Source organism: Streptomyces sp. CBMA123, from assembly GCF_014596465.1.
Lineage (GTDB): Bacteria > Actinomycetota > Actinomycetes > Streptomycetales > Streptomycetaceae > Kitasatospora.
This window is the reverse complement of record NZ_MECK01000135.1, coordinates 1-12,893: the sequence shown is the minus strand read 5'-3', so window position 1 is coordinate 12,893 and position 12,893 is coordinate 1. Positions and strand designations below refer to the sequence as shown.

General features: G+C 74.4%; 12 protein-coding genes and 2 pseudogenes. 10 read left to right on the top strand and 4 right to left on the bottom strand.

The genetic code is table 11. The annotated features are described in order from the left end of the window. Nucleotides 1-44: 44 nt before the first annotated feature. Both BG452_RS17185 and BG452_RS17180 read right to left on the bottom strand, forming a co-directional pair. Complete coding sequence (locus BG452_RS17185; RefSeq protein ID WP_188305180.1) at nucleotides 45-1,751, bottom strand: DNA polymerase Y family protein; 1,707 nt, start codon at nucleotides 1,749-1,751, stop codon at nucleotides 45-47. 1 nt (nucleotide 1,752) lies between these two features. Then, nucleotides 1,753-2,493 (bottom strand): hypothetical protein, encoded by a 741-nt coding sequence (locus BG452_RS17180; protein ID WP_188305179.1) that lies wholly within the window; start codon nucleotides 2,491-2,493, stop codon nucleotides 1,753-1,755. Between the two features lie 167 nt (nucleotides 2,494-2,660). Between BG452_RS17180 and BG452_RS17175 the strand changes: the two genes are divergently transcribed. The 8 genes and pseudogenes from BG452_RS17175 to BG452_RS47680 form a co-directional block, all read left to right on the top strand. Further along, nucleotides 2,661-3,380: an ArsR/SmtB family transcription factor gene (locus BG452_RS17175; protein ID WP_188305178.1), complete on the top strand. Its 720-nt coding sequence runs from the start codon at nucleotides 2,661-2,663 to the stop codon at nucleotides 3,378-3,380. Then, on the top strand, nucleotides 3,377-4,114 hold the full coding sequence (locus BG452_RS17170) for an SRPBCC domain-containing protein (protein ID WP_188305177.1): 738 nt from the start codon (nucleotides 3,377-3,379) through the stop codon (nucleotides 4,112-4,114). Before BG452_RS17175 ends, BG452_RS17170 begins: the two co-directional genes overlap by 4 nt. Nucleotides 4,115-4,268: 154 nt before the next feature. Beyond that, a complete protein-coding gene (locus BG452_RS17165; protein ID WP_188305176.1) occupies nucleotides 4,269-4,841 on the top strand; it encodes a dihydrofolate reductase family protein in 573 nt (190 codons plus the stop codon). 287 nt (nucleotides 4,842-5,128) lie between these two features. Continuing rightward, nucleotides 5,129-5,719, top strand: coding sequence for a DinB family protein (locus BG452_RS17160; RefSeq protein WP_188305175.1), 591 nt, complete (start codon nucleotides 5,129-5,131; stop codon nucleotides 5,717-5,719). A 432-nt stretch (nucleotides 5,720-6,151) separates the two neighbouring features. Then, the gene (locus tag BG452_RS17155; protein ID WP_223242344.1) at nucleotides 6,152-6,790 is read left to right on the top strand and encodes a hypothetical protein; all 639 of its coding nucleotides are present in this window, start codon (nucleotides 6,152-6,154) and stop codon (nucleotides 6,788-6,790) included. Nucleotides 6,791-6,966: 176 nt separating this feature from the next. After that, nucleotides 6,967-8,223: an SUKH-4 family immunity protein gene (locus BG452_RS17150; protein WP_188305174.1), complete on the top strand. Its 1,257-nt coding sequence runs from the start codon at nucleotides 6,967-6,969 to the stop codon at nucleotides 8,221-8,223. A 141-nt stretch (nucleotides 8,224-8,364) separates the two neighbouring features. Beyond that, nucleotides 8,365-8,757: a hypothetical protein gene (locus BG452_RS17145; RefSeq protein ID WP_188305173.1), complete on the top strand. Its 393-nt coding sequence runs from the start codon at nucleotides 8,365-8,367 to the stop codon at nucleotides 8,755-8,757. A gap of 115 nt (nucleotides 8,758-8,872) precedes the next feature. After that, nucleotides 8,873-8,945: pseudogene (locus tag BG452_RS47680) on the top strand (DNA-binding response regulator); the annotation flags it as partial. 110 nt (nucleotides 8,946-9,055) lie between these two features. Here the strand turns inward: BG452_RS47680 and BG452_RS17140 are convergent. Then, nucleotides 9,056-9,283 (bottom strand): annotated as a pseudogene (locus tag BG452_RS17140) (DUF4440 domain-containing protein); the annotation flags it as partial. Between the two features lie 156 nt (nucleotides 9,284-9,439). On the opposite strand from BG452_RS17140, the gene BG452_RS17135 reads away from it, so the two are divergent. Beyond that, on the top strand, nucleotides 9,440-10,528 hold the full coding sequence (locus tag BG452_RS17135; RefSeq protein ID WP_188305172.1) for a DUF2332 domain-containing protein: 1,089 nt from the start codon (nucleotides 9,440-9,442) through the stop codon (nucleotides 10,526-10,528). Nucleotides 10,529-10,743: 215 nt separating this feature from the next. Continuing rightward, the gene (locus tag BG452_RS17130; RefSeq protein WP_188305171.1) at nucleotides 10,744-11,505 is read left to right on the top strand and encodes a MerR family transcriptional regulator; all 762 of its coding nucleotides are present in this window, start codon (nucleotides 10,744-10,746) and stop codon (nucleotides 11,503-11,505) included. A 206-nt stretch (nucleotides 11,506-11,711) separates the two neighbouring features. Here the strand turns inward: BG452_RS17130 and BG452_RS17125 are convergent. Beyond that, on the bottom strand, nucleotides 11,712-12,893 hold a 1,182-nt coding region (locus BG452_RS17125; RefSeq protein WP_223242338.1), incomplete at its 5' end, for an ABC transporter permease.

The window sequence follows — 12,893 nt, the reverse complement described above, 5'->3', positions numbered from 1 at the left end:
CGGTCTCGTACTGGTCCTGCTCCCCCCGGGGCCCGGATCGCCGGTCAGTCGTAGCCGGCTTCCAGGTACCACCCACCCCCCTCCACGGTGAGCAGCAGCGCCCGGCCGCCGTCCACCAGCACCTGGAACCGCGCCCGGCGGCGGGCGAGCGACTGGTCCCACCAGTACTCGACCGCCGGCCAGGGCCCGGTCCAGCCCGCCACCCGCTCCTCGCGCCCCCCGACCACGACCAGCGCCGGCCGGGCCGACACCCCCGCCCGGCCGTCCACCGTGACCGGCCGGCCGGCCTCGTCCAGCACCCGCACCGGTGCCGGCTCGCGCAGCACCACGGACGGCCAGAGGTCCGCCGAGCGCTCCGCCAGCCGCCCCGGCCAGGGCGCGTCCGCCGGGGCCGCCGCCTCGTACGGCTCGCCCCACGGCACCCGGACCTGCTGCTCGCCCGGCCCGCGCCCGCCGGCCGGCTCGATCCGGCGCAGCCCGGCATGCCCCAGCACCGCCTGCACCCGGGCCACCGCCCGCTCCACCCTGTCGTCCGCGACCGCCTGACCCCACAGGGCGAGCTGGCGCCCCTGGTCCGGGGAGAGGCCGTCGGGGGCGAGCCGGAGCAGGGCGAAGCCCTCGCCGCCGTCGGTGAAGGTGCCCGCGCCCTGCCAGGCCTGGAGCTGCCAGCGGACCCGTTCGGCCAGCGCCGTCGCGGACAGCCGACCCTCGTGCCGCCACAGCCGCGAGACCGTCCGGCCGTCCGCGCAGGCCACCTCGACGGCCACCCGGCGGCAAATCAGCCCCGCCCCGGCCAGCCGCTGGTGCAGCTGCTCGGCCAGTGTGCGGGCGACGAACACCAGCGGCTCGGCCAGCGGCTCCGGCGGGTCGAAGCGCTGCTCGACGGCGAGGTCGGGCTCCTCGTCGCGCGGCACCAGCGGGCGCGGCTGCAGGCCCCGGGCCAGCCGGTGCGCGAGCGTCCCGGTCGGGCCGAAGCGGTCCGCGACCGCCTCGGGCGGCAGCGCGGCGAAGGCCCCGACGGTGGGCAGGCCGAGCCGCCCGAGCAGTTCGGCCAGCGGCTCGTCGCCCAGCGTGCCCACCGGGTAGGGGGCGAGGAACTCCGCCGTACGCCCGGCGGGCACCAGTACCCCGGCGCGGGCGGCGAGCACGGCGGCGAACAGGCCGTCGGCGACGCCGATCCGGGCGTGGGGGGTGGTGGGCGCTCCGGCTGGCGCCGGCCGGTCAGTGGTGGGCGCTCCGGCAGGCGCCGGCCGGTCAGTGGCGGGCGCTCCGGCAGGCGCCGGCCGGTCAGTGGTGGTTGCGCTGGGCACCGTCACCGCGCCGGGGACGGCGTCCGGGACGGGCGGTCGCCCGAGGGCGTCCGCCACCGCCGTACCGATCAGGGCCGCCAGCGCCTCCTCGCCGCCGAAGTAGCGGCCCGGGCCCTTCACCGGGATGGCGCACAGGCCCGGGCGGATCACCTCCACCCGGGGCGTGAACGCCTCCACCGCCGCGACCACCGGCTCGAAGCGGCGGGTCTCCGCCTCCGGGTCGCGGTCGCGCAGCTCCAGCTCCGGGCAGAGCCGCTGGGCCAGCTTGAGCCGCTGCCCCTGCCGGACCCCGGCCGCCCGGGCGCCCGCCGAGCAGGCGAGGATCCGGCCGCCCTCGGTCACCGCCACCGGGTCGTCACCGGTGACGGCCACCACCGGCCAGTCCGGGCACCAGACCACCAGCACCCGGGGGGTCCGGTCGTCGTCGGTCGTCGTCGCCACGTCACACCACCGCCGCCACGAGCGGTGCCGCCGGGCCGGTGACGGAATGCGACTGCTCCCGGACCGGGCGCACCGCGCCGTGCTCGTCCGGCAGCCAGAGCCGGGCCGTCCGGCCGCGCACCGCCGAGCCCCGACCCTCGGCCACCACCTCCACCTGCCGCCCGGCGAGCTGCCCGTAGCCGTCCCCCAGTCCGAACCAGCGCCCGGACCGCACCCCCAGCCGCAGCACCGCGCCCGGCCACGGCCCGGCCACCAGCAGCACGCAGCCGCTGCGCCGCAGTACGGCGGCCAGCCGGGTGGCCAGCTTGGGCGGCACCGGTCCGTCCGGGCGCAGCATGATCAGTTCGACCGCGCCGGCCAGCACCGACACCACCTCGGGCCAGTGCCGCCCCGGGTCGTCCGCGACCAGCAGACGGCGCAGGTCCAGCCCGTAGCCCTCGGCGGCGGCGAGCCCCAGGTCCGGCAGTCCGACCGCCGCCGCCCAGCCGCCGCCGGCGTCCCGGACCCCGGCGGCCAGTGCCAGCAGCAGTCCGGCGTCCCCGCCCGCCACCGACACCGCCGTGCCGCGCCGCAGTCCGCCGTCCGGCAGCACTTCCCGCAGTGCGGGCGGCACCGGTACCAGCCCGCGTCCGGTCGCCGGCCGCCCGTCCTCGGGCGCGGCAGCCGGGAACGCCACCGGCCGCAGCGCGGGGCGTTCGGGCTGCTCGGCGGCAGATTCGAAAACAGATTCGAAAACGGACACAGCCCCAGGATCGAACATCCGTTCGCAAAGATTCAAGTCCACTCCTCGCCCCCACCCGTCACACTCCGTGTCGGATGCGCCGAACGCCTGAACTCCCTTGGGCCGACCGGGCTACCGACAACCCTTTTTTCCTTGACAAATTTTTTTGTCGGTTGGAGGCTGGAACGGTGCTGGACGTCGCTGTGATCGAAGAACCCGCCGCCGCCGAGGCCTCCCTGGACCCGATCCGGTCCCGGATCCTCGCCGCCCTCGCCGAACCCGGCTCGGCCGCCATGCTGGCCACCCGCCTGGGGCTGCCCCGGCAGAAGGTCAACTACCACCTCAAGGAACTGGAACGGCACGGACTCGTCGAACTCGCCGAGGAACGCCGCAAGGGCAACGTCACCGAACGGGTGTACCGCGCCACCGCCTGCTCCTACGTGATCTCCCCCAGCGTCCTGGCCGCCGTCAGCCCGGACCCCTCACGCGCGCCCGACCAGCTCTCCGCCCGCTGGCTGCTGGCCCTGGGCTCCCGGCTGGTGCAGGAGGTCGGGGCCCTGCTGACCGGCGCCTCCCGGGCCGGACGGCGGGTCGCCACCTTCGGCATCGACGCCCAGGTACGGTTCGCCTCCGCGGCCGACCGGACGGCCTTCGCCGAGGAACTGGCCCAGAGCGTGGCCACCCTGGTCAGCCGCTACCACGACGAGTCCGCCCCCGGGGGCCGCAGCCACCGGGTGGTCGTCGGACTGCACCAGATCCCCGCGGCGAGTCCCTCGGCGATCCCCGCGGCACCGCACCCCGGCGCCGAGACCCGGCCCCAGGACAATGCGGCCGGGCCCAAGGACGCCGCGGCCCGACCCAAGGCCGGTGGGGTCGCAGCCACGCCCGAGCAGGAGGACCGGACATGACCCACCCGTTCGAGATCGAGCTGGAGACCACTCTCCCGGCCACCCCGGACCAGGTCTGGGAGGCGATCGCCACCGGACCGGGGATCGACTCCTGGTTCATGGGGCGCAACGAACTCGACCCGCGCGAGGGCGGAACCGCCACCATGGAGACCGGGGGCCACCGCGCGGAAGCCGCCGTCACCGCCTACGAACCCGGCAAGCGCCTGGCCACCCGCACGACCACCACCGAGGACGGCCGGTTCATGGCCTTCGAGTACCTGGTCGAGGGACGGGACGGCGGCAGCACCGTGCTCCGCGTCGTCCACAGCGGCCTGCTCGGCGACGACTGGCAGGACGAGTACGACGCGCTGCGCCGCGGCTGGCCGTTCCACCTGCACACGCTCCGCCAGTACCTCGTCCACTTCCCGGGACGCACCGGCGCTCCCGTCTTCGCCGTGGCCCCGGCAGCCGGCCGACCGGACCCGGAGGTCCGGAGCACCCTCGCCCACGCCCTGGCACTGCGACTCCCGGTCACCGTCGGCGCACGGGCCCACGCCGAACCGGCCGGGCTGCCGCCGCTGGACGGCGAGGTGGTCTGGGCGGACGACGAGCGCTTCGAACTGCGCACCACCGACGGGCTCTACACCTTCCACCACGGTGCAGGAACGGTGCTGATGTTCCATCACCTCTTCGGAGAGGGGACGGACGGGGCCGAGGCCGCGTGGCAGCGGTGGCTGGCCGGGCTCCTCGGCTGACGCCCACGCATTCCCCGCCGTCCTGACATCTCCGCTGTTGTCCAGACCTCCGCAGAGCCGCAGCCCCGCCCGAACCACAGACCCGCCCGAACCACAGACCAGCAGGCTCACAGACCCACCAGAACCGCAGACCACGAGAACCGAGGAACCACTCATGCGCACCCTGATCAGCACCGCCTTCATGTCGCTCGACGGCGTCGTCGAGGCCCCCGGCGGCGAACCCGGCTACCGGAACTCCGGATGGACCTTCAAGGACATCGAGTTCCTCCCCGAGGCGTACGAGATCAAGGGCCGGGAGCAGGAGGAGGCCACCGCCATGCTGATGGGCCGGGTCAGCTACCAGGCGTTCAGCCCGGTGTGGCCGGACATGCCGGAGTTCACCCGCTACAAGATGCTGCCGAAGTACGTCGTCTCCACCACCCTCACCGAGGACGACCTCGTCCCGAACTGGGGCGAGACCACCATCCTGCGCTCGGTCGACCAGGTCGCCGCCCTGAAGGAGACCGAGGGCGGCCCGATCATCCTCCACGGCAGTGCGGCCCTGAACCACAGCCTCTCGGACGCCGGCCTGATCGACCGCTACCACCTGCTCGTCTACCCCCTGCTGCTCGGCGCCGGCAAGCGCCTGTTCAGCGCCACGGACAAGGACGCCCAGAAGCTGAAGCTGGTCGAGCACGAGGCCTACGGCAACGGCCTGCAGAAGCAGGTCTTCGACATCGTCCGCTGACCGGGGGCTTTCGCTCCGCTCCCCCGGCGGCCTTCGGCCCGTTGCGAACGGGCCTGTCGCGAACGGGCCGGTCGTGAACGGCCTGTCGCGAACGGGCCGGTCGTGAACGGGCCTGTCGCGAACGGGCCGGTCGTGAACGGGCCTGTCGCGAACGGGCCGGTCGTGAACGGCCGGTCACGCACGGGCCTGTCGCGGACCGTCGGGGGCGCGGACCCCCGACGTCGCCCGGCGCTCCGTCAGGACACCAAACCAGTGGACAGGTCCACACAGGTCAACAGACTGGTCCCATGACAGTGAACGACGACAAGAACGACCTGCGGATCTACGTCCAGGACGCCCGCGACGCCCTGCTGTGGAAGCTGGACGGCCTCTCCGAGTACGACCTCCGACGGCCGCTCACCCCCACCGGGACCAACCTGCTGGGCCTGGTCAAGCACGTCACCGGGGCCGAGGCGCTGTACCTCGGCGAGACCTTCGGACGTCCCTTCCCCGAACCGACCCCGCTGTGGATCATCGGCACCGCCGAACCCAACGGCGACCTCTGGGCCCGGGCGGACGAGAGCACCGAGGAGATCCTCGGCCGCTACCGCCGGGTCTGGGCCCACTCGGACGCCACCATCGAGGCGCTGCCGCTGGACACCGTCGGCCGGCTCCCCTTCGGCGACCGCGTGGAACAGACCCTGCACCGGGTACTCGTCCACGTGATCGCCGAGACCCACCGGCACACCGGTCACGCCGACCTGGTCCGCGAACTCATCGACGGCGCCACCGGGCAACGCTCCGACGGCGCCAACACGGCCACCGGCGACGCGAATTGGTGGCGGGCCCACTACGACCGGGTGGAACGGGCCGCCCGGGAGGCGACCGGGCGGGCCTGACGGGTGCGGCGGAGATGACGGGGTGCGGTGGAGATGGCGGGTGTGGTGGGCGTGGGAGGTGCGGTGGGCGTGGCGGGTGTGGGGCAGGGAGCCAGGACGGCCGTCCGGTGCGAGCAGTGCGGGAGCGCCGCCGTTCGGAGCGTCGGGCAGTTCCTCCACCGTGGGCGGGAGTTGTGGTGGGACGCCGAGTGCCACTGCCCGTCCTGCGATCTGAACACCTGCGAGCACTCGGGTCCGGGGGCAACGCCGGAGGACGTTCGCACGGCACTCCTGGCCGCCCACGGGCCGACCCGACTGCGGCTCTCCGGGCCGCTCGGCGATCCGGTAGCGGCACTGCGGGCGCTGCGCGAGGGATCCGGGGGCTCACTCCGGGCGGCGCGCGAACTGCTCGATGAGCTGCGGGAGTTCGGGCTGAGCGGGACGGCCGTCGAGATGGCGTGGTGGCGGGTGCGGCTGGGCGAGCGGGGTGTCGCGGCGGAGGTCGAGGAAGGTTTCGGGCGGGCGTACCGGTACGTGGGGCCGCCGGAGCTGCGGGAGGCTGCGGTACGGGAGTTCTCAGCGGCGCGGGGCTCGGCGGCAGGGGGGTCGGCGGCGTCGAATGGCGGGACGCCGGGCGGTCTGCCGGTCCGGACGGCGGGCGAGTTCGCCGGCTGGGCGGGCGTGCGGACGGCGGCCGAGCTCGCGGAGCCGTTCACCTTCGTGGTCGACCTGGGCGGGGTGCTGCGGCTCGCTCCGCGTCGCAGTGAGCATGTGGCCTGCGCGGGCGGGGAGTCGGTGTCGAGCGCCGGGGAGGTCGGGTTCCGGCGAGCGGGCGGCGGGGCCTGGGAGGTCTGGACGGTCAGCAACCTGTCCACCGGCTACTGCCCCGACGTCACCTCCTGGCCGGCCGTCGCCGCCGCCCTCGACCGGCTCGGGCTGCCGCACCCGGGCGGCTTCACCCACGCGGTGGTGTTCCGCCGCTGCCCGGGGTGCGGGCGCTGCGGCATCGTCCGGGAGGGGCACTACGTCTGCGTGTTCTGCGACGGGGACCTGCCGGAGCGGTGGAACGTGGACGACCCGGTGCCGGCGTAGGACCGGTCGGGGGCGTCACCCGGCCCAGCGGGGACGTCGCCCGGCCCAGCGGGGACGTCGCCCGGCCCGTCCGGCGGCCGCCGGCCCGGGGAAACCCCGGTGGCACTGTCGGATCGGCCCGCTAGGGTCAGGGGGTCAGGGAACGGTGAAGGGCGGGGCACGTGGGGTGTGTGCGAGTGGCCGGAGTTCCGGGCGGGGTGGTGCACGAGGGGAGCCGGGAGTTCCTGGTGCGGGAGGGGTTGCCCGCGACCGGGGCGTTCCTGGACTTCGGGGTGCTCGGCGACGGCTCGCTGAAGGCCTTCCCCAGCGCCGGAGCGGAGCGGCTCTTCGTCCTCGGGGAGACGGACTACCGCACGCCCTTCGCCGCCCTCGGCAACCTGGTGCTGCTGGACGGGACTACCGGCGAGGTGTTCCTCGGCAACGGCGGCCCCCGGCGGGATCCGCTGGCCTCCGACCTCACCGCGCTGGCCGCGCTGATCCGCGAGGTGGAGGCGGTGAGCGAGGCAGCCCGACGCCCGGACGCGCTCGACGGGCGGCGCGGGCCGGCGGTGGTGGCCGAGGTGCTGGCCAGGGCCGAGCAGCGGATGCGGGACATCGATCCCACGCTGTTCGGGCGCGCTGCCACGCCTGGCGCCGACCCCGACGCCGAGCCTGATGCCGGACACGACGCCACGCCCGATGCCACGCCGGGCGCCGTGCACGATGCCACGCCGGGCGCCGTGCACGATGCCACGCCGGGCGCCGTGCCGGCGCACTGGGGGACGGCACTGCTGGTGCGGGCGCTGGCCTGGGGTGCGCTGCCCGGCGGGCCGGACGGGCCCGCGTACGAGATCGGCGCGGAGCTGGTGGCCGAGCTCGCGTCGCTGACCGACGAGGACGGCGGTGCGGGCCTGGTGCACCGGTTCCGGCCGGAAGGGCTGCCCGCCGCCCTGGTGCACGAACCCACCCGACGGCTGCTGACCGAGGTCGGGCTGCCGCTCGGCGGGGCGATGTTCGGGGCGTGCGAGGAACCGCTGGTCACCATGGCGGAGGCCTACCCCGAGTACTTCGACGGCGAGGAGGAACGCCCCTACCAGCGGGACTACCTCGCGCTCGGCGACTGGCCGACCGACCTCACCATCGCCCTGGACGGCGCCACCGGCCGGCTCGAACTGCCCGACTGGTACGACGACGGCCAGCCCGAGGCCTACCTGAACCGCGACCTGTCCGCCCTGCTCTACGCCCTGTGGACGTACGAGCGGCTGCGCGCCGAGTGGGAGCGCTGGGAGTACGGCCGGGGCCGGGACACCTGGGCCGTGTTCGACCCGCAGTCGCTGCTGAGCACCGTGGTGGACCGGCTGGTCGAGGGCGTCGACCCGGACGCCTTCGCCTCGCCCGGCCGCTCCTGGCGGCTGCTCGCCGAGGACGGACACCTGGGCGGGCTGCTGGGGTGATCCGGGCCGGGGACGGGGTTACGCCGGGGTCGCGCCGGGCCGGGGACGGGGTTGCGCCGGGGTCGCGCCGGGCCGGGGACGGGGCTGTGTCGGGGTGTGATCCACGCCCGGCCGGGGCGGCCACGCCGGTACGCTGCCCCGGTGACGAACATCCGTACGGCGGCCGGGCGAAGACGGGCGACGCTCCTCGGCATCAGCGCCGCCCTCTCCCTCGCGTCGGCGGGCGGGCTGTACACCCTGCTGTACGTACGGTCGCTGGACTACGGGGAGCGCTGCGAGCGCGGCCTGGTCCCGGGCAGTGGGCGGCTGCTGGAGACGGGGGCTTCCTGGCTGCCGCCGGACGCCTGGTGCCGCTTCGAGGACCGGAGCCTGTCCACCACCCCGTTCTGGGCGCTGCTGCTGTTCTACGCGCTGCTGACCGTGGTGGTCTGGTCGGTCACCTCGCTGCTGCACACCCTCCGTCCGCGCCCCGACCCGGGGCTGGACTGGCAGCCGGGGCACGGCGTCGGTCCGGGGCGGCAGCCGGGGCGGTAGGGGCGCCTTCCGGTGGTGTGGCGGCCGAGGCGACCGAGGTGGCCCCGGCGGCCGAGGTGGCGCGGCGGCCGGAGCCGGTGTTCGAACGTACGGTGCAGGTCAATAGGGTGCCCCCGTGCGTGTATTGCTGGTGGAAGACGATGAGCCGGTCGCCGAATCGCTGCGGCGCGGGCTGCTGCGGGACGGACCTTCTCGCCCCGGGGCCTCTTCGCCGGGAAGTGCTCGAAGTAGCTCGACGAGCCCGGCCCGGTCGGTGCGGATCACCGACGAGGCGGTGGGTAAGCGGCACCGCGTCCGGGGCGTAGCGGTCGGCGACCTTCTCGGCGTCGCCGGTCTGCAGCGCCGCGTTCCACTGATCGAAGAGCGCGGCGATCTCACGCTCGGAGGCCTTGCCGCGCCGGTTCTGCTCCTCCTCCGCCTGAGCCGCCCCGACCCCGGCGGTGACGGTCCCGACGGTGAAGGTCCCGGCGGCGGCCAGCACGGCGGCGGTGCCGAGCGCGGCACGGGTACGGAGCTTGGACTTCATCGGTCCTCCTACCACGGGGAGTTGTGCACTCTTCCGGCACTTCGTCCGCCGACGGACCCACTCTCCCGGGCAGCGGGGTTAGCACCCGTACAGCGGATGGCAAAAGGCATGGCCAAGGCCGAGCCAAATTCGGTTGGCAGAAAGGAAGTACGGAACATGGACAGCACTACGGGGAGCCGCTACCTGGCATTCGCGGAACGGGAGGCGCGCGGCAACTCGCCGATGTACCGGGAGCTGGCCGAACGGACCGCCGGGGATCGGGAGTTGATCGACCTGCTGGACGAACTTCCGACCGCGAAGCGGCAGCCGAACCTGCTGTTCGGTGCGGTACGGCACCTCGGCGGACCGGTGACGAACGGCTGGCCCGCCTTCCGCGACTGGACGGTGACGCGGTGGGCCGGGGTCTCGGCGACGATGCTGGAGCGGCGCACCCAGACCAATGAGGCGGGCCGCTGCGCCACCCTACTGCCGCTGCTGGCCTCGCTGCCGCAGCCGCTGGCGCTGATCGAGGTGGGCGCGTCGGCGGGGCTCTGCCTGTACCCCGACCGGTATCGGTACCGGTACCACCACGGGCGCCCGGGTGGGGCCGATAGCGGTGGCGCGGTCGATTCCGGCGGCGTGGTCGATTCCGGCAGTGCGGGCGGGGAGTTCAGGGCGGGCGATTCCGGCGGTGTGGTCGGCGAATTCGGGGCCGAGGGGAGCCCGGTGACCCTGGACTGTTCGGTGAGCGGGCCGGTGCCGATGCTCGGCACCCTGCGGGAACGGCTGCCCGAGGTCGTGTGGCGGGCCGGGATCGACCTCAACCCGCTGGACGTCCGTTCCGAGGACGACATGCGGTGGCTGGAGTCACTGGTGTGGCCGGAGCAGACCCACCGTCTGGAGCGACTGCGCGGCGCCGTCCGGATCGCCCGGGCCGAACCTCCGCTGCTGGTGCGCGGCGATCTCAACGAGACCGTGAGGGAGTTGGTGGCGCAGGCGCCGGCGGGCTCGACGCCGGTGGTGTTCCACAGCGCGGTGCTCGCGTACCTGTCGCCGGAGGCACGGGAGGAGTTCGCGGCGACCATGCGGGAGCTGCCCGCCCGCTGGATCTCCAACGAGGCGGTCTCCGTCCTGCCGACCGTCGCCGAACGCCTCCCCCGCCCGGTCCCCGCCGGCTCCGGGTTGTTCGCCCTCGCCTTGGACGAGCGGCCGGTTGCCTTCACCGGGCCGCACGGGCAGTCGCTGGAGTGGTTCGCCGAGGGGTGAGCCGGCGTAGGGCGCGCGCGAGGGCCGGCCCTCGGGCCGCCCGGGCTTGAAGCTGTCGCAGCGGCAGCTTCTACCGTCGTGACCGGGGCCGGAGGAACCGGCCCCGGTCCGAGCGAACGTGCACACGTCGATGGACGGGGGACCAGACCCTGGAGACGGGGAACGGGCGACCAAACCCTGAAGACGGGAGACGGGAGACGGGAGTGGGGACGGCAATGGCCTGGCCGATCGCAGAGGTCGCCCGGATGTCGGGCGTGACCGCCCGGACCCTGCGGCACTACGACGAGATCGGGCTGCTGCCTCCCGCCCGGATCGGCTCCAACGGGCACCGCTACTACGAGGAGCGACAGTTGCTGCGGCTGCAGCAGATCCTCGTCCTGCGGGCCCTGGGCGTGGGGCTGACCGAGATCTCCCGGATCATCGGCGACCAGGTGGACGAGCTGGAGGCCCTGCGGGGCCACCACCACCGGCTGGTCGCCGAGCGCGACCGGCTCGACGCCCTCGCGACCACCGTCTCGCGCACGATCGCCGACCTGGAACGCTCCCGGAAGGACGGCACGCCCATGACCGCCATCAACCGACCCGAGAACCTGTTCGAGGGCCTCCAGCCCGCCGACATCGACGCCAGCCTGCGCGACTTCCCCGAGCACGCCGAGGCGGCCCGGCACGCGACCGCCGCGATGACCCCGGCCGAGATCGAGGCCGGCCAGCGCGAGCGGACCGCACGGATGGTCCGCCTGGCCGAGTTGCTGGCGGCCGGCCACCCGGCCGACGCCGAGCCCACCCAGTGCATGATCGACGAGGAGTACCGGATGCTCAGCGGGCTCCGCACGGTCTCGCCGGAGGAGTACCTCGCCATCGCGCGCTCGTGCACGGAGAACGAGCAGTGGCACGCCGCATACGAGGCCATCACCCCGGGGCTGGCCGCCTACCAGCGCGCCGCCATGGAGGCGTACGCGGCGGCACGGCTCTCCTGAGCCAGGGGCTGGGCTCGGCCGACGGCTGAGCCCGACGGCTGCTCGGCTTGGCGGTCGGCGGCTCGGCGGGAGGCTGGGCCCGAGGGCGGCTCGGGCCCGACAGCGGCTCGGGCCTGGCAGCGGCTCGGGCCTGACGGTCTCCGCGCCCGAGCCGCGCTCCCCGGCCGCAGCGCCGGGCCCGGAGACCGGCGCCCTCTCCCCCGCCGTCACTCCGTCCGCAGCGCCGTGACCGTCCGGGTCCGGGCGGCCCAGGTGGCCGGTAGGAGGGCGCCGAGCAGCGCCAACACCAGGCCACCGAGTATCAGTGGGCCCACCACCGACGGGGCGAACACGGTGAGGTCCTGGTCCGGCACCCCGATCCCGGCGGCGCGGGCCATCGCGGGCATCACCAGGTGGTGCACGGCGATCCCGATCGGGACCCCGATCAGCCCGGCCAGCAAGCCGCTGCCGCAGACCGAGGTGAGCACCATGCCGATGGTCTGCCGGGGCGACATCCCGAGTGCCTTGATCACCCCGAGGTCGTGCACCCGTTCCCGGGTGTCCAGCAGCACCGTGTTGAGCACCCCGAGCCCGGCGACCACGGAGAGCAGCAGGGTGAGCGTGCCCGCCAGGGTGTTCATCGCCAGCACCACGATGTTGAGGTGCTCCTCTCCGGGGTCGGCGCTCAGCCCCATCGGCTCCACCGCCGCGTCCAGCCCGTCGGCGTAGGCCTTGACGTCGGTGCCCGAGGTGAGGTCGATGTGGAAGGAGAGCGCTTCGGCGTGGATCGCGCCGCCGAGCGGATCCAGCGAGGCCCGGTCCAGGAACACCAGGTCCTCGGTGGTCAGGACCTCCCCGCTGATCCGCGCCGGAGTGCTGCGACCGTGGTCGGTGAGGGTGACGGTGTCACCGACCTTCAGCTGGTTGGCCCGTAGGAAGGCCGCGCCGACCGCCACCTCGCCGGGGCCGTGGAACCAGCTGCCCTTGACCAGTTGGAAGCCGGCCCAGGAGGCGTCACCGGTGAAGGCGACCACCTGGGACCGCCCGGTGTTCCCCGCCACGGTGACCGGGGTCGGCACGCTGCTGTACCAGGCCCGGGTGCCGGGACGGGACTCGATCGCCTTCCGCACGGCCGCCTCGTCCACGTGGTCGACGGGCTTGGAGCCGTCGAACGGGGCCTGGACCACGACCTTGCCCCCGCGATCGGCCGTCAGGCCCTGCTGGAGCGAACCCAGGGAGAGCGTCAGACCGACGCAGAGGGTGACCCCGACCGTACCGAGCACCACTGCGGCGGCGGTGGTCGCCGAGCGGCCGGGCCGGTTCAGCGGGGACGCCAGCCCGAGGCTGAACGCGCGCGACACCGGCAACCGACCGATCAGGTTCTGCAACCGGGCCGGCAGACCCGCCGC

Coding starts and splice junctions, on each gene's coding strand:
- BG452_RS17170 (WP_188305177.1), top strand. CDS start 3,377: ATGACCCACCCGTTCGAGATCGAGCTGGAGACCACTCTCCCGGCCACC.
- BG452_RS17165 (WP_188305176.1), top strand. CDS start 4,269: ATGCGCACCCTGATCAGCACCGCCTTCATGTCGCTCGACGGCGTCGTC.
- BG452_RS17160 (WP_188305175.1), top strand. CDS start 5,129: ATGACAGTGAACGACGACAAGAACGACCTGCGGATCTACGTCCAGGAC.
- BG452_RS17155 (WP_223242344.1), top strand. CDS start 6,152: ATGGCGTGGTGGCGGGTGCGGCTGGGCGAGCGGGGTGTCGCGGCGGAG.
- BG452_RS17135 (WP_188305172.1), top strand. CDS start 9,440: ATGGACAGCACTACGGGGAGCCGCTACCTGGCATTCGCGGAACGGGAG.
- BG452_RS17130 (WP_188305171.1), top strand. CDS start 10,744: ATGGCCTGGCCGATCGCAGAGGTCGCCCGGATGTCGGGCGTGACCGCC.